Source organism: Nonomuraea sp. CA-141351 (genome assembly GCF_050944675.1).
Classification (GTDB): domain Bacteria; phylum Actinomycetota; class Actinomycetes; order Streptosporangiales; family Streptosporangiaceae; genus Nonomuraea.
The window spans coordinates 275,553-297,514 of sequence record NZ_CP191982.1; the positions used below are offsets into that span (position 1 = coordinate 275,553).

Sequence of the window (21,962 nt, forward strand, 5' to 3'; positions counted from 1 at the left end):
TGCTAGGATCTTCTCGTGAGTCTCAACTCGGTGTGCACTCGCTTCCACATCGCCCTGGAGCTGATCGGCGCCCGCTGGTCGGGAGCGCTGATCCACATGATCTTCAAGGGCGCCCACCGCTACGCCGACCTCAAGGCGGCCATTCCCGGCATCAACGACACGATGCTGGCCCGGCGGCTGCGCGAGCTGGAGGCCGCCGGGCTCATCGAGCGCCGCGTGCTGGCCACGTCGCCCGTGCGGGTCGAATACCACCTGACCGAGATGGGGCAGGAGCTGCGGCCCGTGCTGGACGAGCTCGTGACGTGGGCGCACAAGTGGGTCCCGCTGCCGGAGGCTAAGTCTGCTTAGCCATCCTGCCGGTCACGGCCGCGAGCGTGTCGGCCAGCCCTGGGCCGTGGCCGGCGTCGTCGACCATGATCAGCTCGCAGCCGGGCCACGCCCGCGACAGCTTCCATGCGGTCTCCAATGCCGTGCTCACGTCCAGCCGCCCGTGCACCAGCACTCCGGGAACGTGCCCCAGCCCCACCACGCCCCGCAGCAGCTCGTCGTCCCCCAGCCAGGCGGCGTGCCGCCAGTAGTGGGTGACCAGGCGTGCGAACGTGACGCGGAAGTCCCGGTCGTCGTACCTCGGATCCCGCTCGAGCGCTGAGCGCAGCTGTACGTGCCGGTCCTCCCACTCGCACCAGTCGACCGCCGCCTTCTCCCGCACCGCGAGATCCGGATGCTCCATCAGCCTGGCGTAGGCGTCGGCCAGGTTCCCGTCCCTGTCCTGTTCGGGCACGCCGTCCCTGAACCGCTCCCACTCCTCGGGAAAGACCCGGCCCATCTCGCGGGTGATCCACTCCACCTCGCGCCTGGTGGTGGTGCCGACTCCGAACAGCACGACCTCAGAGACCCTCTCCGGATGTCGTACGGCGTACGCCAGCCCCAGCGTCGCGCCCCACGACCCGCCGAACAGCATCCACTTGCCGATCCCGAGGTGCTCCCGCAGCAGCTCCATGTCCGCGACCAGGTGATGCGTGGTGTTGGCGTCGAGGCTCACCGCCCAGTCGCCGACGTTCGGCGTGCTCCTGCCGCAGCCCCGCTGGTCGAAGAGCACCACCTTGTAAGTGTCGAGGTCGAAGTGCCGGTACCAGCCGGGCCCCGCTCCTGAGCCGGGCCCGCCGTGCACGACCACGGCCGGCTTGCCCGCCGGATTGCCCGCCACCTCCCAGTACACGAGGTTGCCGTCGCCGACGTCGAGCATCCCCTTGTCGTACGGATCCATGCGCTCATCCCTTCTTGTCTAACAGCGCTGTTATATTAGCCCTTATGATTTCCCTGGGCACGCTGATGCGCCACGTTCACGAGCTGATGGACGGCGCCATCGCGGACATCTACGCGGACCTCGGCATGCCCGAATACCGCCCCCGCTTCTCCCCGGTCGTGCGCACGCTGGTGGCGCGGGGCCCGATGGCCATCCGCGACCTGGCCGAGGCCATCGGCGTCACGCACTCGGCGGCCAGCCAGACCGTGATCCAGATGCGCCGCCACGACTTCGTCACCTTGGAGAAGGGCGCCGATGCCCGCCACCGCATCGTCCACCTCACCTCCAAGGCCCGCGCCGCGCTTCCCGCGATCGAGGCCGAGTGGGCGGCGACCGAGCGAGCGATGCGGGAGCTGGACGAGGAGCTGCCGGTGCCGCTGGCCGACATGCTGCGGGCCATGGTGGAGGCGCTGGAACGCCGCCCGTTCCGCACCCGCGTCGAAGGGCTCATGCGGCTAGACTCGTCGGCATGACCTGGCGACATTGATCCATAACCAAGGGCCGGCGCGGGGCGCGCGGGCCTCCGAGGCTTTCAGGCACTCGGAGTCCCTACTCGTCCCCTGGAAGGCCTCATGCTTGTCGCTTCGCTGTACGTCTACACGTTTCTCGGCGAGTTCATCCTGCTCTACCCGGTTTACACGCTGCTGTTCGCGGACGCCGGGTTATCGGTAGCGGAGACCTCGTCCCTGTTCGTCATCTGGTCGGTGACGGGCATGGTGCTGGAGATCCCGTCGGGTGCCTGGGCCGACAGGGTCTCCAGGCGCCTGCTGCTCTGCCTGGGGCCGCTGCTGGCCGGCCTGGGCTTCGGGCTGTGGGTCCTGTTCCCCTCGTACTGGGCCTTCGCGCTCGGGTTCGTGTTGTGGGGGGCCGAGGGGGCGCTCGTCTCGGGCGCGTTCGAGGCGCTGTCGTACGAGGAGCTCTCGCGTCGGGGGCTCGAGACCCGCTACGTCACCGTCATGGGCCGGGCCACCTCCGTCGGCCTCGTCGCGGACGCGCTCGCCATCGGCCTGGCCGTGCCCGTCTTCGCCGCCGGGGGTTACCTCGCCGTGGGGGCGGCCAGCGTGCTGGCCTGCGCCCTGTGCGCCGCTGTGGCGCTGACGCTGCCCGAGCGCAGGACGCGGGGGACTGAGCAGCCCAAGTCCAGATATTTGGCGATATTGAGGGAGGGTGTCACAGAGGCCCGCACGGACCCCGGGGTGTTGCACGCCGTCCTGCAGGTCTCGCTCGTGACGGCGATCTGGGGGGCCTTGGAGGAGTACGTCCCCTTCCTGGCGGCCGAGACGGGCGTGGCCAAGACCACCATTCCGCTGCTGATCCTGCTCGTCTGGATCGGCGCCACGGCGGGCGGCCTGCTGTCCGGCGTGGTGTCCGCGTACGCCCCCCTGCTCGCGCTGGGGGCGGTGGCCATGGCCGCGGGGGCTCTCGTGGGGCATCCGGCGGGTTTCGGGCTGATCGCCGTGGCGTTCGGGGCGTTCCAGCTGGCCGGGGTTCTGGCCGGCGCGCGGCTCCAGGAGCGGATCACGGGCACGGCGCGGGCCACAGTGACCTCTGTCGCCGGGTTGGGGACGAATCTGGTCACGGTGGTGGTCTACGTCGTCTACGGGGCGACCTCGTCGTACGTGTCGCACGGCACGACGTTCGCGATCCTGGTCCTTCCGTACCTGCTGATCTCAGTGGCGGGACGACGACGGGATCCGCTTGGGCAGGGGCGGCGGCTCCGGGACTTCCTGCGGCGGAGGCGGGTCGGTCCTGGCGCCCCGCCAGCGTGAGGGGAAGGCCGAAGCGGCCAGCAGGACGCACCCCGTGGGGAGCGACCAGGTGTAGAGCAGGGACATGTAGCCCTCGAGAAACTCGCTCGGCACCTGGTCGAATCCCATCCGGTGGTCGCCGCCCATGGCGATGCGCACCAGGGCCGCCCCGATGAATCCGGTGAAGGCGAGGCCCGGCAGCAAGGAGGCGAGCGGTGAGATCCGCGACCCCGCCAAAGCGCCGATGAGGACCAATGTGCCGATGAACACGGCCATCACAGTCCAATCGACGCTCATGACCGCCGTGGCGCGAAAGCGCTCGATCCCGACGATGAAACCGGCCGCGATGAGCGGGGTGGCCAGCAGTCCTGCGCCGGCGCCGAGCACATGACGAACACCATTACGCACAGAGAACACCTCCAGCCACGGGACCCTACCGACCCACCAATCCGCTCACCTTTAAGGCGGTAAATCCGCGATTCGGACCCATGACCAAAAAGCCCCCATAACACCGAAATAGAGGCTCTTTGGCATGCTGGCAGAGCCAGTAGCAAACGTTAGCTTGACAGCACCCCCACCCGAGGAGTGCACATGTTGAGTAAGCGCTGTGCGCTGGTGGGCGGCGTCATCCTCGCCGCCTGCCTGGCCACCCCCATCAGCCCCGCAGCAGCTGCCCCGGCACCTCAATCCGCCTCCCCAACCCCGCCTCCCGCCGTGGTCGACGCGTTGGAGCGGGACCTCGGCCTCTCCGAGCAGCAGGTGCTCACCCGGCTGGCCAACGAGGAACGCGCCGCGGCCACGGAGGCCACGCTGACCTCCCAGCTCGGCGCGTCGTACGGCGGCGCCTGGCTGAACGACGACGCCTCCAGGCTCCTGGTCGCCACCACCGACCCCAACACCACCGCCACCATCGAGTCGCAGGGCGCGCAGCCGGTCGTGGTCACGCGGTCCCTCGCCCAGCTCGACGCGATCATGCGGCAGATCGACCAGGCCCCGAGGCGTGCCAGGGCCGCGGCCGCGCTCTGGTACGTGGACGTGAAGAGCAACAGCGTCGCCGTCCAGGCGCCCACGGTCGAGGCCGCGGAGGCGCTGGCCACGGCCGCGCGCGTGGATCGTAACGCGGTCAGCGTGTCGGCGACCGCCGAGCGGCCCACGCCGTACATCAACATCGTCGGCGGCGCCCCGTACTACATCGGCTCCAGCCGCTGCAGCGTCGGCTTCTCCGTCACCAAGGGCAGCACCCCCGGCTTCGTCACCGCCGGGCACTGCCGCCTGGCCGGCAGCCGGACCACCAACCCGACGGGCACCTTCCAGGGCGCGTCCTTCCCGGGCAACGACTACGCCTGGGTCGCCGCCCCCGGCAACACCCCGCAGCCGTGGGTACGCGGCTCGGGCGGCTCCACCGTGATCGTCCGCGGCTCGACCCAGGCCGCGGTCGGCTCGTCCATCTGCCGCTCCGGTTCGACCACCGGCTGGCGCTGCGGAACCATCCAGCAGCACAACGCCACCGTCACGTACTCGCAGGGCACCGTCACCGGCCTGACCCGCACCAGCGCGTGCGCCGAGCCGGGCGACTCGGGCGGCTCGTTCATCTCGGGCAACCAGGCCCAGGGCGTGACCTCGGGCGGCTCGGGCAACTGCACCAGCGGCGGTACGACGTACCACCAGCCCGTAAATGAGATCTTGAGCGTGTACGGCCTCACGCTCACCACCGGCTGAGCCCCCACCGGCTCTGCTGACCGAAACCCCGCGCCGCGTGCCCTGGCAGACCCCGGGCACGCGGCGCGGCGATTTTTTGCCCGGCTCACCGATGACTTTTCGCGCCGCGCCTGGTCTGCATCTCCGCAAGAGATCTGGATCCACCAGTAGAGGAGTTCGCGATGAAGCGACCCGTCGTCGGCGGCATGCTGCTCGCCAGCACCAACCCCGAGCGCCTGCGCACCTGGTACGTCACCGCGCTCGACCCGGAGGAGAACACCGACGTCCAGCAGTACGGAGTGCTCAAGTTCGGTGAGTTCTACCTGTTCATCGACACGCGGTCGGACGTGACCGACAAGAATCCGGAGCCCGGCCGGACGATATTGAACTTCCACGTGGCCGACGCCCGCGCCGTCGCGGCCCGCATGGAGCAGGCGGGCGCGTCGTGGCTGGCGCCGCTCGAGGACCGTGACGGCAGCCTGTTCGCCACCGCGATCGACCCGGACGGCAACTACGTGCAGATCATCCAGCTCAGTGAAGCCGCTCTCGCGGCCATGTGAGGCGATCATGTTCGAAAACACAAAGGCGTTCAGCGGGTTCTCGGTGAACGACATCGCGGCGGCGAAGAGGTTCTACGGCGAGACGCTGGGACTGCGCGTCTCGGAAGATCACGGACTGCTCACCCTGCACATCGCGGGCGGCACCGACATCCTCGTCTACCCGAAGGACACGCACACTCCGGCCACGTTCACGATCCTCAACTTCCCGGTCGAGGACATCGACAAGGCGGTGGACGAGCTGACGGCGCAGGGAGTGCGCTTCGAGCGCTACGAGGGGTTCCCGGTGGACTCGAAGGGCGTTCTCCGCGGCCAGGGGCCGCCCATCGCGTGGTTCACGGACCCGGCGGGCAACATTCTGTCGGTCATCCAGCAGTAGCGGTGGTGTCGTATCGGGGCGGCACCTCCACGTAGGCCTGCCGCCCCGCGCGGCTCACCCGGCTTCGGCCAGAGGTCAGGGTCGAGTCAGGGGTGGGTCGGGGTGGAGCCGGATGTGGGACGGGGCCCGCGGGCGGGAAAGTGGGCTCATGACCGCAGTGAAGAGGCTCTACCCCCTGATCGCCTGCGCCTCCATCCTGTTCTCGGTGGTCGCCGTCGTGGCCGGGCAGTTCGGGCCCGACCCCTACCTGGACCCGCTCAATGTGACCATCAGCGAATACGCCGTGTCTGACCGCGGGGGCGTCACGGAGGTCGCTATGGCAGTGCTCGGGGTCGGGTCGCTGGCGCTGCTGGCGGGGCTGCGGGCGGCAGGGGCGCCGGTGCGGGGGATGCCTGAGTGGTTGCTCGGGGTTTGGTCGGGGGCGCTCATGGTGGCGGCTCTGGTCCCGACCACGCCCATCGGGGCGGACCTCGATCTGGCGGCTCAGGTTCACCGGTACGTGTCGGTCGTGGCGTTCGTCAGCCTGCCGGCCGCCGGGGCGTTGCTGGTGCCCCGGCTGGCCTCAGACGAACGCTGGAAGCCTGTGGCGCGGGTGGTGGAGTGGGTGGCCCTGGCCGGGGGGTTCGGGCTGCTGGCGATCACGTACGTGGCCATGCCGGGGGAGCGGGTGATGATCGGGCTCGTCGAGCGGTTGTTGCTCGGGGCCGAGGTGGCCTTGCTGGGCGTGCTGGCCGGCTGGCTGCTCTGGACGACGGTGAGCCCGCGGCTCTCGGCCGGCCGGCTCGTTCCGTTCGGGGGCCGGGGCGGTGAAGGAGATCGTGTAGCTGCTGGTTCGGCCCTCGGGGGAGCCTCGTGGAGGAGCGCGGCCTAGGCCCGCCTCGCAGTCACAGGAGGCAGGAATTTCCTGACATATCACAGATTTATCGCTAATCGATCTTAAAACCATCTGTTCGGGTGCTATTCTCTCCGCGATCTTCTATCCGGGAGCAGGTGTCATGGCATCGGGCAGATCCATCAGATTCAAGATCTCGACGCTGCTCGTCATCCCCTTGATCTCCCTGATCGCGCTCTGGGGCTTCGCCGCGAGCACCACGTTGGGGGAGGCGCTCAGCCTGCTCAAGGTCGAGACGATCTGGACGGGCGTCATCAACCACGCCGACGGCCTGATCTCCAACCTCCAGGCCGAACGGCTGGCCTCCGCCGAGCAACTGGCGGGCACAATCACGGCCCCCGACGCGCTGAGCAAGGCGCGGGCCAAGGTCGACAACAGCAGGAAGACGCTGCGCGAGCAGTCGATGGCCCAGGACACGCAGGCGGCGCTCACGCAGGACATGAAGACCCAGCTCCAGACAGTGTTCGAGGCGATCAACCGGATACCGGACATCCGGCACAAGGTGGACGACCGCAAGCTCACCCCCGGCACTCTCGTCACCGAGTACGCGAAGATCTCCGACGAGATCCACCTGCTCTACTCCCGGATGACGGTCAGCACCGACCTCGAGCTGGCGCTCCAGGCGCAGGGCCTGATCGCCGCCGACGAGGTACGCGAGATCCTGAGCCGGGAGCACGCGCTGATCGTGGCCTCGAACGGCCGAATCAGCATGCACGACCTCCACATGCTGGCCGGTCTCGACAGCACCAGGACGTACCTGTTCCCCAAGGCGCTGGCCAACCTCGACACCGAGCTGCGGGCCCCCTTCGAGAAGCTGTACTACTCTCCGCGCTACAACACGATGGAGAACCTGCTGGAGAGCTACATCACCGGCCAGCCGGTGGACGTCGAGCTCTGGCGGGGCGTGGCCGAGCAGGTGCAGAAGGAGTACAGGGACGCCGTCTGGCGCACCGGCGACAAGCTGCTGGCCAGGATGGAGCCCGCGGGCGTGGGCGTCTTGGTGCGGGCCGGCATAGCGGGCCTGCTCGGCCTGGTCGCGGTCGTGTTCTCCGTCATCATCTCGATCAAGGTCGGCCGCAGGCTCACCCGCGAGCTGGGGGCGCTGCGCCGTACCGCGTTGGACCTGGCCGAGATCAGGCTGCCCGACGTCGTGGCGAAGCTGCGCAAGGGCGAGAGCGTGGACATCGCGACCGAGGCGCCGCCCATCACGGTGGGCCGGAACGCGACCAGCGAGGTCAGCGACCTGGCCGCGGCGTTCGACAGCGTGCAGAGCACGGCCGTGGACGCGGCCGTCGAGCAGGCCAGGCTGCGCGAGGGCGTGTCCGAGGCGCTGCGTAACCTCGCCAGGCGCAGCCAGTCGCTGCTGCAGCGCCAGCTCAAGATGCTGGACGAGATGCAGCGCCAGACGGAGGAGCCCGAGGCGCTCGAGCGGCTGTTCAGGCTCGACCACCTGACCACGCGCATGCGCCGCCACGCCGAGGGCCTGGTGCTGCTGTCGGGCGGCTCGGCGGGCCGCAGGTGGCGCGGGGTCATCCCCGTCGAGGACGTGCTGAGCGGCGCGGCGGCCCAGGTCGAGGAGTACACCCGGGTACGCGTCTACCCGATGTCCGAGTGCGGCGTCTCGGGCGCGTCCGTGGCCGACCTCATGCACCTGTTCGCCGAGCTGATCGAGAACGCCGCCTCCTTCTCCTCGCCCAGCAACGAGGTCTCCGTACGCGGTGAGATGGTCGGCAGGGGCTTCGCCGTCGAGATCGAGGACCGCGGCCTGGGCATGGACCCGGCCACCCGCAGGGCCATCAACGAGCGCCTGGCCAGCCCGCCGGAATTCGATCCCGCGCAGACGGAGCGACTCGGCTTCGCGGTGGTCGGCATGCTCGCGGCCAGGCACGGCGTCAGGGTGACGCTCAAGCCCTCACCGTACGGCGGCACCACCGCCATCGTGCTCTTGCCGGGCTCGCTGGTCGAGCCCATGGCGACGCCGGTGCAGCCGCTCGAGTTCGAGTCCGTCTCCGTGTCGGTCGTACGGTCCGAGCCCACAGGGCCCGGCGAGCTCCCGCGCCGTGTCCGTACCAGCAAGCGCGGCGGCGCTCCGGCGATGAACGAGCTGCCCCAGCAGTTGCCGCAACAGCCTCAGCAGCTGCCGCAACAGCATGAGCGGCAGGACTCGGAGCTGCCCCGCCGCCAGCGGCAGAGGGAGACGGGCCTGCCGCGGCGTGAACGGCAGGCCGGCCTGCCGCAGCGGCTCAAGCAGGCGCCGCCCCCGGTGCCGCCGGCCGAGGAGCGCTCGCCCGAAGAGGCCAGGGCGCTGCTCTCCTCGCTTCAGTCGGGCTGGCAGCGCGGGCGGCAGGACAGCGAGCAGGATGGGGGATCTCAGTCGTGAGCCGCGAGCACGAGTGGGTCGATGAGGAGGCAGGTCCCGTCGTACGGCCGTACGCGGTCGCCCGCGGGCGCACCAAGCCCGCCTCCTCCTCCACGCTCGACCTGCTGGCGACCGTCGTCTCGACGGGGTTGCCCATCCCGGCGAAGGCGGAGCTCAGCGCTCAGCACCGGCGGCTGCTGAGCGCCGCGTCCGGCGAGACCAGGCCCGTCGCCGAGATCGCCTCGGATCTGGGCCTGCCCGTCGCCGTCGTGAGGGTGCTGCTGGGGGACCTGCTCGAGCACGGCCTGATCACGGTGCGCCCGCCGCGCGACAAGGCCGCCACGCCCACGGAGAGCCTTCTCCGAGAGGTGATCAACGGCCTCAGAGCGCTCTAGGCCGCCCGGGGGTTCTCCAGGCGGCTAGTTCGCCGAGGTCAGCGTCCGCAGGGAGTGCTCGACCAGAGTGATCATGACTTCCTTGGCGGACGCGCGCCGCCGCACGTCGCACAGCATGATCGGCACGTCGTCGTCCAGGTCCAGCGCGATGCGCACGTCCTCCACGCTGTGCCTGGAGGCCCCGTCGAAGCAGTTGACGGCGACCACGAACGGCGTGCCGCGCTGCTCGAAGTAGTCGATGGACGGGAAGCAGTCGGTCAGCCGCCGCGTGTCCGCGATCACGACCGCGCCCAGCGCGCCATAGGACAGCTCGTCCCACATGAACCAGAACCGCTCCTGCCCAGGGGTCCCGAACAGGTACACGACCAGCCCGTCGCGGATGGTGATGCGGCCGAAGTCCATCGCCACGGTCGTGGTGTTCTTACCCTCCACGCCGTCGAGGTCGTCGACCCCGATCCCGCGGTCGGAGAGCACCTCCTCCGTGCGCAGCGGCTTGATCTCGCTGATCGACCCGACCAGTGTGGTCTTGCCGACGCCGAACCCTCCTGCGATGAGAATCTTCAGCGCAACGGGGTCCTCAGAGAGCACGGAGTCCATTGATCACTTCCTTGAGAATGCGCTCATTCGACCGCGACCCTCTAGCGGAGGGCGACGTCACCGAGATGAGGCCGTGGTCACGCAGGTCGCCCAGCAGGACCCGGACGACGCCTACGGGCAGGTCGAGCTCGACGGCCAGGTCGGCCACCGAGATCGCGTCACGAGCCGCCCGCAGGATGAGTTGTTGTTCGGGACCGAGCTCGCCAGGCGGGTCGCCGATGGCGCGCACGGATGCCACGAGGTCGAACGCGTCCCCTGAGGAGCGCGTGCGACCGCGGATGAGAGCATAGGGCCGGACGACGGGCCCCGCGTCCTCATCGAACCACTGCGGGCTATCGCTCATGACGCTCCAGCGCGCGGATTGGTGGTGATGTGCTGGCCCACCCGCTTGACCAGCATCGCCATCTCATAGGCGATGTGGCCGACGTCCACGTTCGCATCGGCGATCACGGCCAGGCACGTGCCCTGTCCCGCCGCGGTGACGAACAGGAACGCCGTCTCCATCTCCACAATGGTCTGGCGCACGTCGCCGCCGCCGAAATGGCGTCCGGTGCCACGCGCAAGACTCTGGAACCCGGCGGCCACAGCCGACAGATGCTCGGCATCCTCCCGGGACAACCCCTTGGAGTAGCCCACCGCCAGGCCGTCGGTCGACAACAGGACCGCCTGGCGTACGGCGGCGACCCTGGTGGCCAGGTCGTCGAGCAGCCAGTTCAGCTCACCAGTGTTGGCGGTCGGCGCAGTCATGCATCCCCCTTAGTCATGGCCCCTCCTCAGAGGCTTCTTCTCGGGCGCGTTGGGTTCCCCGCTGGAAGGCGGAGAACAAGTCCCTAACCTCGTCGGGAGAGCGTTCGGGCCGAGGCTCCTGCTCGGCAGGCCGCTCCTGCCCACGCGACTCCGGCTCGGAGGGCTGCTCCTTGAGCTGCGGCGCCAGGTTGGCCTGGCGTACCCGCCTGGGCAGCCCCGCGTGGGTGCCCGAGGTCACCACGGCGAGCGCCTTCTTCCGCGTACGGCTCGGCAGCTCGGCCTTGCCGCCGCCGTCGCCCGCGGCCAGCGCCGCCTGCTCGGTCACCATCGAACGCGGCACCAGCACCACCGCCGCCGTCCCGCCGAAAGGCGAGCGCCGCAGCAGCACCTTGATCCCGTGCCGTTCCGCCAGCCTGGCCACCACGAACAGACCCAGCCTGTCACTGTCGGCCAGGTCGAACTCCGGCGGCGCGGCCAGCAGCGCGTTGAACGCAGAGTACTCGCCGGTCGACAGCCCGAGCCCTCTGTCCTCGATCTCAATGACGTAACCGTTGCTCACCAGGTCGCCGCGCACCTGGACCGTGGTGTCCGGCGGCGAGTAGAGGGAGGCGTTCTCGACCAGCTCGGCCAGCAGATGGGTGACGTCGGCCGCGGCCGTCCCGTCGATCGCGCTGGCCGGCATGGTCTCGACGTCCACCCTGGTGTAGTCCTCGACCTCCGCGACGGCGGCCCTGACGATGTCGATCACGGACACCGGCTTGCGCCACGCCCGCCCGGGCGCGGCCCCGGAGAGGATCATCAGGCTCTCCGAGTGCCGGCGCATGCGGGTGGTCAGGTGGTCGAGGCGGAAGAGCTCCTCCAGCCGGTCAGGGTCGTGCGTACGGCGCTGCATGCCGTCCAGCAGCGCGAGCTGGCGGTGCAGCAGGCCCTGCTTGCGCCGGGCGAGATTGAGGAAGACCTGGCCGACCCCGTGCCGCATGGCCGCCTGGCCGACCGCCGCCGTCACGGCGGTGCGCTGCACGGAGCCGAAGGCCCTGGCCACGTCGGTGATCTCAGCGGAACCGCTCACCTTGATCGCCTTGGCCTCCTTCTTCACGTCGACGTCCTCGCCCCTGCGCAGCCGCTCGACGATGTCGGGCAGTCGTGTCCCCGACAGCTCGACCGCGGCGGAACGCAGCCCGGCCAGCTCTCCGGCCAGGCGACGACCGAAGCGTACAGAGATGATGATCGACGAGAGCACCGCGATCAAGCCGAGGCCGCCCGCGATGGAGATCTTGACGATGGTGGAGGTGGCGGCCTCGGACGCACGCGAGGCCAGGACTTCCGCCGAGGCGGAGCCGAGCTGGTCGAGCCGGGAGGTGAGTCTGTCGAGTGACTGGTTCCAGGTGTCGGCGACCGGAGGCGGGGCGCCGGTCTTGGTGATCTGCGCCTCCATGGTGGCGAAGCCGAGGAACGGCTCGGTGGCGAAGACCTCCTCGTACGGCCTGCGCAACTGCACGTCGAGCCCGGCGAGGCCGCGCGCGTGCAGGAACTTCCTGGAGGCCGCGTACTCGGTGAAGGCGGCCACCTCGGGCTGGGTGAGCCGGTGGTCGGCCAGCGCCCCGATGATGAGCGCGTGCTCCCTGGCGACGTACTCCCTGGCCATGCCCATGGCCTGCAGCGAGGAGGCCTGCTGGAAGATCGTCAGGTCGGAGACCGAGACCAGGTGGTCGTAGAGGGTGAAGATCGCATCGAGGATGCGGTTGTACTCGTTCAGACCGGCGAGGCGGGAGCCGAGGCCGCCGTCGATGTCGGCCCTGATCGGGCCGAGCCGGTCGAGGGCGGAGTCAAGGGTGCCGAGTGACAGGCGCAGGTCGTCGCCGACCGCGCTGCCGGCCTCCATGACGGCCAGTTTGAAGTCGGTGACGGACCTGTTGGTGCGGGCACGCTGGGCGCTGAGGGCCGTCGTGAGTTTACGCGTAGTGAGCGTCTCCGCCGAGCGGGCTCGCTCCGCCTGCAACTGTAATCCCAGGTCGGTGGAGGTGACGCCGAGAGTCTGGTAGAGGGTGTTCGCGCGAAGCAGTGACTGGGCGTCGCCCATGGTGAGGTTGAGGACGAAACCCCAGAGCGCGCTCAGAGACAGGAGCGGTAGCAGCAGCAATAAGAAGATCTTGAACCGAATTGACCGGTTTCGCGAACCCATGTCCCAACCTCGAGTCGGGGGCATTTCCACACCTTGTGTAAATACACCTCCGGAAGATCGCATAGGAGACTAGCACCGTTTATGCTTCCGGCGCAGTGGGAGGAACACGTTCATTACCGTGATTATTGGGACAAGATCTTGGGGCCTCGGCGGACCGAGGCGATGATCGCTCGCAGTCAGACCAGCGCTACCAGCGAGATCGCGCTCTCACGGCCTCACGGGCGCCAGCTCGTCCACCGCGCGCAGGGCGGCCGTGACGGCGCCGCCCGGCTCCGGCTCCGAGTCGGAGCCCGCGATGGCGATCCGGCCGAACCGCCTGCGCGCCACGTCCGCGGGGAACGGCCCGTCCGGATAGAACGTGTGCCAGGGCCGGCAGTACTCGGGCGCTCTCCCGTGGCCCCAGCGGTCGACCGTGATCGCCTCGATGTCCCGGGCCGGGTCGAAGCCGCCGGGGCCGAGCAGCCGGTCGAGCTGGTCGCGCACGGTGTGCTCCAGCTGGCTGTACGGCGTCCTGAACAGCTCCCGCCTGCCCGCGACCGAGCCCTTGTCCGGCCCCAGCTCCGAACGGCACGGCGTGGCCAGCAGGCGCACCTCGGACGGCGGGGCGAGCTCTGACAGGCACCAGTACGCGCCGGTCCAGCGGACCCGGCGGACGCCGACCCGCCGCCACGCGCCCCGGTCGCGCACCCGTACCGTGGCGTGCAGCAGCGGCACCCTGACGGCCAGGCTCAGCGCCCGCCGCTGGTCGAGGGGGAGGTCGGGCACGAGGTACGGGATGACGGCGCTCCAGCAGGCCAGGACCACCGCCCCGGCCTCGACGGTCATGACCCGGTGGCCGTCGAAGTAGCCCACGGTCGCCGAGGAGGCGCCGTCGCGTACCGACACCACCGGGCTGGACGGGCGGAACAGCACGCGGCCGTCCAGCGGCAAGGGGCCGGCCTCGACCGGGCCCTCCTTCACGGTGGGCGAGTTGAACCGCGATGGTTTGTCCCGATCGAGCCCCAGGCCCTCGAACCCCGGATACCCGGTGCCCCAGGCGTCGATGGCCCCGAACGCCCGCGTGTCGTACCCCCACGCCCGGCACGACATGGTCCGGCAGAACCGCTCGACGTCGGGGTGCGCCCCGCAGACCTCCAGCAGGAACCGCGAGTAGGTCAGCCCCGCCAGCCGCTCCTGCTTCTCCTCGGCCGAGAGCCCGGGGAGCCAGTCGGGCGGGTCGCGGTGGAGCATGAGCAGGTCCTGCCTGGCGCGTTCGGCGATCGGCAGCCGGGCGCTCCAGCCGGAGGTGAGCCTGACCAGGGTGTCGGATCCGAAGCTCTCCCGGTCGCACATCACGCCGTCCTCCGGCGGCCCGAAGCGGGGCCGGCCGGGAGACGAGATCCTGTCGTGGTTGTCGAGGACGAGGACGCCGTCGCGGGGACGCCGCCGCAGCCACTCACGCGCCGCGCTCACCCCGCTCGTCCCGCCGCCGACCACCACCAGGTCGTAGCTCTCGCCGGTCGGCTCCGGCCGGCCCGCGTGCCGCCAGAAACGGCCGTCCCGCAGCGCGTGCGGCACGCTGAGCGCCTCCGCCGCCCCGCCGCGCACAGTGAATGGCTCCGGCGAGCATGCGGTCTCACGAGACCTCTCAGTCACTACGCACCCCAGGGCCATCCCGTCGAAGAAGTCGCGGCGGGAAATGGGATGGTTCATCACGAGGTCTCGCGGAGTGGAGCTCATGGCGCGATCATCAGCAGACGGGCGAAAAGCCGGGCGAGCGACGCGCAGCGCCTCGGGAAACATTTTGCGCGGGCTATTACCGCGAATGCCCGTTTGGAGTAGCGTCCGGAATATCGCGAGCGGGGGGAGTCCGGTGGTCGGCAAGCAGGGCAGGGTCACGGGGAAGATCGGCCCAGGGCTCGTCGGCGAGGTCATGATCCCGGTCAGGGGTGGCGTCGAGGCCTTCTACGCCCACCCCAGCGTGCCCGACGAGGAGTTCACCATCGGATCGATCGTGATCGTCGTCGAGTACTTCCCTCCGCGGACGGTCTACGTGGCCAGAGCACTCGTCTGAGGGAGGCCCTCCGATGTCCCCCGAGGTCTACATCGCCGCCGCCGGTGTCGTCGTCGCGGCCGTCATCATCATCCTGCTGTTCAAGGCCGTGTGGCGGGTCGCGGAGCCCAACGAGGCCCTGATCATCTCCGGGCTGGGCGCCCGCCGCCGCGCTGAGGGCGTCGACAGCCTGGGCTTCAAGATCATTACTGGCAAGGGTGCCGCGGTGCTGCCGGGGTTCCAGGCGGCCAGGCGGCTGCGGCTGGACACCAGGGCCGCCAACCTCCAGGTCTCGTGCGTCACCCAGCAGGGCATCCCCGTGCACATCCGCGGCGTGGTGATCTACAAGGTCGGCGACGACCTGTCCTCCATCGCCAACGCCGCCCGCCGCTTCCTCGACCAGCAGGACTTCATGACCAGCGCGATCCACGAGCTGTTCACCGGCCATCTGCGCTCGATCATCGGCAACCTCACCATCGAGGACCTCATACTCAACCGCGAGCGCCTGACCAGCGAGACCAGGGCGTCGGCCGCCGACGAGATGAGCAAGCTGGGCCTGATCGTGGACTCGCTGCAGATCCAGGAGATCGACGACGAGACCGGCTACATCGTCAACCTCGGCAAGCCGCACGCCGCCAAGGTCGCCGCCACGGCGCGCATCGCCCAGGCCCAGCGGGACCAGGAGGCCACCGAGGCCGAGCAGATCGCCGCCGCCAACATGGCCGCCGCCCGCCGGGACTCCCGCATCAAGGAGGCCTCCTATCAGGCCGAGATCGACCAGGCCCAGGCCACCGCCCGCCAGGCGGGCCCGCTGTCGGAGGCGACCGCCCGCCAGGAGGTGGTCGTCCAGGAGACGAAGGCCGCCGAACTGGAGGCCAAGCTCGCCGAGCAGCGGCTGCAGTCGCAGGTGCGCAAGCCCGCCGACGCCAAGGCGTACGAGACCGTCACGCTCTCCCAGGCCGAGCGGGACGCCCGCATCGCGCAGGCGGAGGCGGAGGCGAAGGAGACCGAGCTGCGCGCCGCCGCGCAGGCCTCGCAGGTCAAGCTGGCCGCCGCGGCCGAGGCCGAGTCGGTACGCCTGCGCGGCGAGGCCGCGGGAGCCGCCACGAAGATCGCCGGTGAGGCCGAGGCTCAGGCCGCGCAGGCCCGCGGTCTGGCCCAGGCGGAGGCCGCCAAGGCGCTCGGCCTGGCCGAGGCCAAGGCGTCGGAGGCCAAGGGCCTGGCGGAGGCCCAGGCGATCAGGGCGCGCGCCGAGGCGCTGAAGGAGAACCAGGAGGCGGTCATCGCCCAGCAGCTCGCCGAGCGATGGCCGGAGGTCGTGGAGGCGGGCGCGAAGGCGTTCGGGAATGTGGACCACATGGTCGTGCTGAACGGCGCCGAGGGCGTCGAGGAGCTTCTGGCCAAGGCCCTCACACTCGGCGGCGCCGGGATCGGCCTGGCCAGAGCGCTGCTCAATGGCGCCACTCCCAATGGGGCGGAACCGTCTGGTAAAGCGCCGTGATCGGGCGTACCGTCAAATCGGGGCGAGCCGGGAAGTCTGGTCGGCGATGTACACGACGACGTCCTCCCGGAGCGGATCATGGACTTAATGCTCGCAGGCATCATCGCCGCAATCGCCCTCATCTGCGTCGTGGCGTTCAAGCTGATCTGGCGGGTCGCCGAACCGAACGAGGCGATCCTCATCTCGGGCCTCGGCGCGCGGGGCAGGGAGACGCTCGGCTTCAAGATCGTCACCGGTAAGGGTGCGCTGGTCATCCCGGGGTTCCAGACCGCGCGCCGCATGTCTCTCGACAGCCGGGTCTCGCAGCTCGAGGTCAACTGCGTGACCAAGCAGGGCATCCCGGTGCACGTGCGGGGCGTGGTGATCTACAAGGTGGGCGACGACTTCGTCTCCATCGCCAACGCCGCCCGGCGCTTCCTCGACCAGCAGAAGACCGTGGACGACAAGACGCACCAGCTCTTCTCCGGCCACCTGCGCTCGATCATCGGCAACCTCACGGTCGAGGATCTGATCATCAACCGCGACGCGCTCACCAACGAGATCCGCACGTCGTCGGCCGACGAGATGAGCAAGCTCGGCCTGAACGTGGACTCCCTGCAGATCCAGGAGATCGAGGACGCCACCGGCTACATCGTCAACCTCGGACGCCCGCACGCGGCCGCCGTGGCCTCGGCGGCCAGGATCGCCGAGGCGCACAGCGACCAGGAGGCCAACGCCGCCGAGCAGGAGGCGGCCATCAAGAAGGCCGCCGCGGTCCGCCAGGCCCGCATCCAGCAGGCCGGGTACCAGGCCGAGGTCGACCGGGCGGCGGCCGCGGCCAAGCAGGCGGGCCCGCTGGCCGAGGCCACCGCCCGGCAGGAGGTCGTGGTCCAGCAGACGACCGCCGCCGAGCGGGAGGCCCTGCTCGCGGAGAAGCGGCTGGAGGGCGAGGTGCGCAGGCCCGCGGACGCCAAGGCGTACGAGCAGGTCACGCTGGCGGAGGCGGCGCGGCGCGCGGCGGTCGCCCAGGCGCAGGCCGAGGCCGAGGGCATCAGGCTGCGCGGCGAGGCGGAGTCGGAGGCGACCAGGCTGCGCGGCATGGCCGAGGCGGACGCGGCCAGGGCCAAGGGGCTGGCGCAGGCGGAGGCCATCAAGGCCCGCGCGGAGGCGCTGGCGAGCAACCAGGAGGCGGTCGTCGCGCAGCAACTCGCCGAGCACTGGCCGGAAATCGTCGAGGCGGCTTCCAAGGCGTTCGGGAACGTGGACCACATGGTGGTGCTGAACGGCGCTCAGGGCGTCGAGGAAATGCTCGCCAAGGCGCTCACACTCGGCGGCACCGGATTGGGCCTGGCCAGGGCCCTGCTCAACGGCGGAACGCCAAACGGCGTTGAACCGGAAATCGTTCGTAAAACCGCTGAATCCCGCGAATAGCGACGTTACCCGGCTCCTTCCTCTTCACATCCTCTAGCGTTTTGAAAAATGCCGTTAGAGCGAATTGGAGAGGCCCATGATAAAGGCCATTTCCGGCATATTCCTGAGTATGGTGGCCATTGCCGGATGTTCCGGTGGCGACACCACCCCGTCGGCGATCCCCACGGGCACGCAGGCGCCCGGGCCGCAGCCGTCCGCCGACACGTCCAGGCTCCGCGCCGCCCTGCTGCCGGTGCCCAAGGGCATGCGCGTCGCGTACGGCCCCGAGCTGGGCGCGTTCGGCTCGCTCAAGGCCACCCAGCAGGGCCTGGCGGCGGTGCGTCAGGCGAAGCTGCAGCGGCCCGAGTGCGCCGGGGCGGCCCAGCTCGACGCCGCCAAGCCCGGCATCGCCCAGGCGCCCGCGGCGGTGATCGCCTTCGCCGCCGACCGCGGCTCCATCACGCAGGCCGTCGTGTCGCTGCCGTCCACGGCGTTCCCCGCGCCGCTGCCCAAGCAGTGCGCCTCGTACACCGCGAACGTCGGCGGCACGCAGGTGACCTACAAGACCCGCACCCTCGCCATGCCGGCCAGGGGAGACGAGTCACGGGCCTATCTCACGACGGCGGCGGGCGCCAAGAAGAACGCGCAGATCGGCTCGGTCGTGATCAGGAGAGGGACGCTGATCATGAGCATGCTGGTGGTCGGCCAGCGGGTCAAGCCGCAGGGGCTGTTCGAGCTGGCCCGCCTCGCCGACCAGAACCTGGAGCGGGTCACCAGTTAGCACCCCGCGGTGCGCGGCCGGTGCGTACGCGGTGCGCGCCCGCGCCGAGGCTCCTGCCATCGGAACGATGACGAGGAGCACCGATGAGCAAGAGCATCCTGATCTCCGGCGCCAGTCTGGCCGGCCCCGCGCTCGCCTGCTGGCTGACCCGGGCGGGCCACCGGGTCACGGTCGTGGAGCGCGCCCCGGCTCTGCGCGAAGGCGGCCAGAACGTGGACTTCCGCGGCGAGGCGCACCTGACCATGCTGCGCAGGATGGGCATCCTGGAGGAGATCCACCGCCGGCGGACACACCCGGGGCCACTGCGGATCATTGACGGGTCGGGCGCGGTGCGGGCCACACTGCCCGCCTCTTTCACGGGCGGTGCCGTGGAGATCGGCCGGGGGGATCTGAGCCGGCTGCTGCACGACATGAGCAAGGACCGGGCCGAGTACGTCTTCTCCGACTCGATCGCCTCGATGGCCGAGCACGACGGGGCTGTGGACGTGACCTTCGACAGCGGGCGGCAGCGCACGTTCGACCTGGTGATGGGGGCGGACGGGCTGCACTCCAACGTGCGGCGGCTGGCGTTCGGGCCCGAGTCGGGTTACGTCAGGCCGTCCGGATATTACGTGGCGCTCTTCGACGCCGCGGACGGGCCGGGCGGGGCGGTCCTCTACAGCGAGCCGGGCAGGGGCGTCATGGTGGACGACGAGAACGTCTTGTGCGTGTTCGCCTCCGAGCCCCTGGACTACCACCGCCGGGACGTGGCCACCCAGAAGCGGCTGGTCGCCAAGGCGTTCGCGGGGATGGGGTGGGAGACCTCCCGCTTCCTCGCAGGGCTCGAGGGCGCCCGTGACTTCTACTTCGACTCGATCGGCATGGTGCAGATGGACGGCTACGCCAAGGGCCGGGTCGCGCTGGTCGGGGACGCGGGCTACGGGGCCACGATGGGCGGGTTGGGGGCCGGGATGTCGCTGGTCGCCTCGTACGTGCTGACGGGCGAGCTGGCCGTCCACGGGGACCACGTACGGGCCTTCGCGGCGTACGAGCGGGTGATCCGCCCGTACGCCAAGGCGTGCCAGCGCCTGGCGGGCAACGCGGGCTCCTTCTTCGCGCCCAGGACCGCCCGTGGCATCCGGCTCCGCGACGGCGCGCACCGGATCCTGACCTCGCGCCTGTTCGCGCGCTACCTGGACAAGCTCACCACGAAGGCCGCGAACTCCATCACTCTCAAGGACTACCCGATCGCCTGACCTGGTCGCCTGCGTCGGGAAGGGTCGTCAGATGAGGACGTGGTCGTCGGGGCGGCCGACTCTCTCCCCATGGGACCCCAGCCGACCCGCGTCGGGGAGGGCCGTCAGATGAGGACGTGGTCGTCGGGGCGGCCGACGAAGGAGAATTGCGCGTTGCGGGTCAGTTTGATGTGGTCGGCCTGCCACGTGTGCATCGAGGTGTCGGCACTACGCCAGTAGACGAAGTTGAAGCGGTCCGCCGAGTAGATCTTGACGGAGTCCTCCTTCAGCCGCCGCACGAGGTGGGTGTCCTCGCCACGCGTGATGTCCGCGAAGCCGTACGAGCGGAACATGTCGGCCTTGCCGAGGAACGTGCCGCCCTGGACCAGGAACGAGTAGCGGTGCTCCAGTCCCGGCAGGCGGAGCATGGTCGTGTTGCTCCCCTCGAAGTACGCGTAGTGCGCCCCCTTGCCGACCAGCTCCGCATCCGAGTAGTCGAACGCGCGCACCAGGTCCGACAGGTAATGGTCCCCGTACAGGTTGTCGTCGTCCATCTTCGCGATCAGGCCGCCCTCGGCGGCGGCGATGCCGAGGTTCATGCACGCGCCGAGCGACAGCGAGGCGTCGGCGGGCAGGACCACGACGTCCGTGATGCCCGCCATGCGGGCCTTGTCGGCGACCACCACGGGATCGATGTCGAGCCCGTGCAGCACCATGACGAGCTGGAGCGGCCGGTGGAGCTGGCGGGCCACCGAGGAGATGGCGTGCTCGATCTGGGAGGCGCGGTTGGTGGGCAGCACGACCGAGATCGAGCGGGATCTGGACCCCACCTGGTGCCCGAGGTTCTGCAGGATCTGGTCCACCCGGTGCGAGAACAGGTGCTTGTCGAAGACCTCGCGCATCGCGAGGTGCCCCATCCTGGCCCGCAGCTCGGGGCTGTTGATCAGGTGCAGCACCTGGTTGTACGACTCGACCGGCTCCCGGGCGATGGGAACGAGGTCGCCGAAGGTCTCCTCGATGGCGCGCGACCATCCCGAGACCACCGGCGTCGCGCAGGCGGACAGCTCGAAGACCCGGCGGGCGCACATGGTCGGCGAGTCGAGCACCGAGTTGACGTTGAGGAAGACCTTGTACATCCGGTACGCGGCCAGCATCTGGTCGTACGGGAGCTCGCCCACGATGTGCGGCCGGTACTTCTCCGGCCAGGCGTACTTCTCGTCCACCTCGCCGTTGCGCGCGAAGATGTGCAGGCCCAGCTCCCTGACCGGGTCGAGCACGGTCTCCATCTGCTCGCGGCGCTCGGGGTGCTTGTCGCGGAAGTACATCCCGGCGAAGACCACGTCGTGCAGGCGGCCCTGCCGCTGCTGGATCGGGTTGTGCACGCGGGGCTGGGCGGCGAACTGCAGCACATCAACCCGGTCGTGTCCCAAAGTTTCCCGATATTTCGGGAGCATGTCACCGTCGCAGGTGAACACGTAGTCGAACAGCTTGGCCGTGTCGATGAAGAAGTCGAAGTTCGGCGGGTCCTCCTTGTTCCAGAAGACCGTCGGGATGCCCTCCTGCTTGCACCAGGCCACCAGGTCGCGCAGCGGCTCCTTGGGCGCGTTGGTGCCGGTCATCTGGTAGCGCCAGCGCCCCTGGTTCCCGTGCCACGCCGACTCACAGAACAGCAGGTCGGGCCGCTTCTCGGCGAAGATCTCCGGCCAGTCCTTGAGCCCGAACTCGATCTGGTCCCACTCGTACTTGAAGGCCATCCTGGAGAAGTCGTCCAGGATCACGGCGACCTTCAGGTCGGGCCTGTCGACCGGCCCCTTCGGCCACTTCACCGGCGGCACCTCGACCAGCGGCGGCCGGTTGTTGGCGATCTCGGTCGCCTCGGTGACCGGGATGGGCGGCTTGGGCGCCTTCTCCTTCGACCTGACCGCCTGGACGATCTTTCCCGGGCTCTTCGAGCCCAGGGCCTCACCCAGCTTGAACGTCCGCTTCGCCTGCGTGGCCTCCAGCTTCCAGCCCGCGTACGCGGCCTTGGCCTCGGCGATCTCCAGCCGCCTCCGGAGCTCCCTGACCTCGGCCTCGAACCGCTCGACGAGCTTGCGCTCCTCGGGCAGCCAGTTGACGGGGCCGAGCCGCTGGTACGTGGGCTCTTCGGGGGTTTCGGCCATGGTGATACGCCTATCGCTTAGCG

At 69.7% G+C, this 21,962-nt stretch carries 22 protein-coding genes; 14 read left to right on the forward strand and 8 right to left on the reverse strand.

The features are described 5' to 3' along the window. The first annotated feature begins 15 nt into the window (after positions 1–15). The gene (locus ACQPWU_RS01460; protein WP_433436334.1) at positions 16–348 is read left to right on the forward strand and encodes a winged helix-turn-helix transcriptional regulator; all 333 of its coding nucleotides are present in this window, start codon (positions 16–18) and stop codon (positions 346–348) included. Here the strand turns inward: ACQPWU_RS01460 and pip are convergent. Continuing rightward, the gene (pip, locus tag ACQPWU_RS01465) at positions 335–1,267 is read right to left on the reverse strand and encodes a prolyl aminopeptidase (RefSeq protein WP_433436336.1); all 933 of its coding nucleotides are present in this window, start codon (positions 1,265–1,267) and stop codon (positions 335–337) included. The two genes, ACQPWU_RS01460 and pip, sit on opposite strands and share 14 nt — an antisense overlap. Before the next feature lie 44 nt (positions 1,268–1,311). Here pip and ACQPWU_RS01470 point away from each other — a divergent pair, with 44 nt between their 5' ends. Beyond that, positions 1,312–1,779 carry a MarR family winged helix-turn-helix transcriptional regulator gene (locus ACQPWU_RS01470; protein WP_433436338.1) on the forward strand — a complete coding sequence of 156 codons (468 nt, stop codon included), beginning with the start codon at positions 1,312–1,314 and terminating at the stop codon, positions 1,777–1,779. Positions 1,780–1,878: 99 nt separating this feature from the next. Further along, positions 1,879–3,075: an MFS transporter gene (locus ACQPWU_RS01475; RefSeq protein ID WP_433436340.1), complete on the forward strand. Its 1,197-nt coding sequence runs from the start codon at positions 1,879–1,881 to the stop codon at positions 3,073–3,075. On the opposite strand, the gene ACQPWU_RS01480 is transcribed toward ACQPWU_RS01475, so the two are convergent. Further along, on the reverse strand, positions 2,977–3,462 hold the full coding sequence (locus ACQPWU_RS01480; protein WP_433436342.1) for a hypothetical protein: 486 nt from the start codon (positions 3,460–3,462) through the stop codon (positions 2,977–2,979). The two genes, ACQPWU_RS01475 and ACQPWU_RS01480, sit on opposite strands and share 99 nt — an antisense overlap. A gap of 183 nt (positions 3,463–3,645) precedes the next feature. On the opposite strand from ACQPWU_RS01480, the gene ACQPWU_RS01485 reads away from it, so the two are divergent. The 6 genes from ACQPWU_RS01485 (at position 3,646) to ACQPWU_RS01510 (ending at position 9,334) form a co-directional block, all read left to right on the forward strand. Next, a complete protein-coding gene (locus ACQPWU_RS01485) occupies positions 3,646–4,773 on the forward strand; it encodes a S1 family peptidase (RefSeq protein WP_433436344.1) in 1,128 nt (375 codons plus the stop codon). 161 nt (positions 4,774–4,934) lie between these two features. Further along, positions 4,935–5,312 (forward strand): VOC family protein, encoded by a 378-nt coding sequence (locus tag ACQPWU_RS01490; protein ID WP_360687861.1) that lies wholly within the window; start codon positions 4,935–4,937, stop codon positions 5,310–5,312. 7 nt (positions 5,313–5,319) lie between these two features. Further along, positions 5,320–5,688: a VOC family protein gene (locus tag ACQPWU_RS01495; protein ID WP_433436346.1), complete on the forward strand. Its 369-nt coding sequence runs from the start codon at positions 5,320–5,322 to the stop codon at positions 5,686–5,688. A 148-nt stretch (positions 5,689–5,836) separates the two neighbouring features. Next, positions 5,837–6,559, forward strand: coding sequence for a DUF998 domain-containing protein (locus ACQPWU_RS01500; RefSeq protein ID WP_433436348.1), 723 nt, complete (start codon positions 5,837–5,839; stop codon positions 6,557–6,559). 124 nt (positions 6,560–6,683) lie between these two features. Then, the gene (locus ACQPWU_RS01505) at positions 6,684–8,960 is read left to right on the forward strand and encodes a sensor histidine kinase (RefSeq protein ID WP_433436350.1); all 2,277 of its coding nucleotides are present in this window, start codon (positions 6,684–6,686) and stop codon (positions 8,958–8,960) included. After that, a complete protein-coding gene (locus ACQPWU_RS01510) occupies positions 8,957–9,334 on the forward strand; it encodes a DUF742 domain-containing protein (protein ID WP_433436352.1) in 378 nt (125 codons plus the stop codon). Before ACQPWU_RS01505 ends, ACQPWU_RS01510 begins: the two co-directional genes overlap by 4 nt. A gap of 24 nt (positions 9,335–9,358) precedes the next feature. Here the strand turns inward: ACQPWU_RS01510 and ACQPWU_RS01515 are convergent, their stop codons facing one another. The 5 genes from ACQPWU_RS01515 to ACQPWU_RS01535 form a co-directional block, all read right to left on the reverse strand. After that, positions 9,359–9,931 carry a GTP-binding protein gene (locus tag ACQPWU_RS01515; protein ID WP_360687846.1) on the reverse strand — a complete coding sequence of 191 codons (573 nt, stop codon included), beginning with the start codon at positions 9,929–9,931 and terminating at the stop codon, positions 9,359–9,361. Further along, a complete protein-coding gene (locus tag ACQPWU_RS01520) occupies positions 9,912–10,274 on the reverse strand; it encodes a DUF742 domain-containing protein (protein WP_433436354.1) in 363 nt (120 codons plus the stop codon). The genes ACQPWU_RS01515 and ACQPWU_RS01520 overlap by 20 nt, the downstream gene beginning before the upstream one ends. Continuing rightward, entirely contained in the window at positions 10,271–10,678 is a 408-nt protein-coding gene (locus ACQPWU_RS01525; RefSeq protein ID WP_360687840.1) for a roadblock/LC7 domain-containing protein, read from the reverse strand. Before ACQPWU_RS01525 ends, ACQPWU_RS01520 begins: the two co-directional genes overlap by 4 nt. Positions 10,679–10,691: 13 nt before the next feature. Further along, complete coding sequence (locus ACQPWU_RS01530) at positions 10,692–12,818, reverse strand: sensor histidine kinase (RefSeq protein WP_433436357.1); 2,127 nt, start codon at positions 12,816–12,818, stop codon at positions 10,692–10,694. A gap of 249 nt (positions 12,819–13,067) precedes the next feature. After that, entirely contained in the window at positions 13,068–14,579 is a 1,512-nt protein-coding gene (locus ACQPWU_RS01535; protein WP_433436359.1) for an NAD(P)-binding protein, read from the reverse strand. Between the two features lie 133 nt (positions 14,580–14,712). Between ACQPWU_RS01535 and ACQPWU_RS01540 the strand changes: the two genes are divergently transcribed. The 5 genes from ACQPWU_RS01540 (at position 14,713) to ACQPWU_RS01560 (ending at position 19,798) form a co-directional block, all read left to right on the forward strand. Next, entirely contained in the window at positions 14,713–14,913 is a 201-nt protein-coding gene (locus ACQPWU_RS01540; RefSeq protein WP_433436361.1) for a hypothetical protein, read from the forward strand. 13 nt (positions 14,914–14,926) lie between these two features. Then, positions 14,927–16,393 carry an SPFH domain-containing protein gene (locus ACQPWU_RS01545; protein ID WP_433436363.1) on the forward strand — a complete coding sequence of 489 codons (1,467 nt, stop codon included), beginning with the start codon at positions 14,927–14,929 and terminating at the stop codon, positions 16,391–16,393. Positions 16,394–16,471: 78 nt separating this feature from the next. Then, a complete protein-coding gene (locus tag ACQPWU_RS01550; protein ID WP_433436365.1) occupies positions 16,472–17,803 on the forward strand; it encodes a flotillin family protein in 1,332 nt (443 codons plus the stop codon). 109 nt (positions 17,804–17,912) lie between these two features. Beyond that, positions 17,913–18,563 carry a hypothetical protein gene (locus tag ACQPWU_RS01555; protein WP_433436367.1) on the forward strand — a complete coding sequence of 217 codons (651 nt, stop codon included), beginning with the start codon at positions 17,913–17,915 and terminating at the stop codon, positions 18,561–18,563. An 83-nt stretch (positions 18,564–18,646) separates the two neighbouring features. Next, positions 18,647–19,798, forward strand: a complete 1,152-nt coding sequence (locus tag ACQPWU_RS01560; RefSeq protein ID WP_433436368.1) for an FAD-dependent monooxygenase — start codon at positions 18,647–18,649, stop codon at positions 19,796–19,798. Positions 19,799–19,902: 104 nt separating this feature from the next. Here ACQPWU_RS01560 and ACQPWU_RS01565 read toward each other — a convergent pair whose 3' ends face one another. Beyond that, positions 19,903–21,939: a glycosyltransferase family protein gene (locus tag ACQPWU_RS01565; RefSeq protein ID WP_433436369.1), complete on the reverse strand. Its 2,037-nt coding sequence runs from the start codon at positions 21,937–21,939 to the stop codon at positions 19,903–19,905. Positions 21,940–21,962 lie beyond the last annotated feature (23 nt).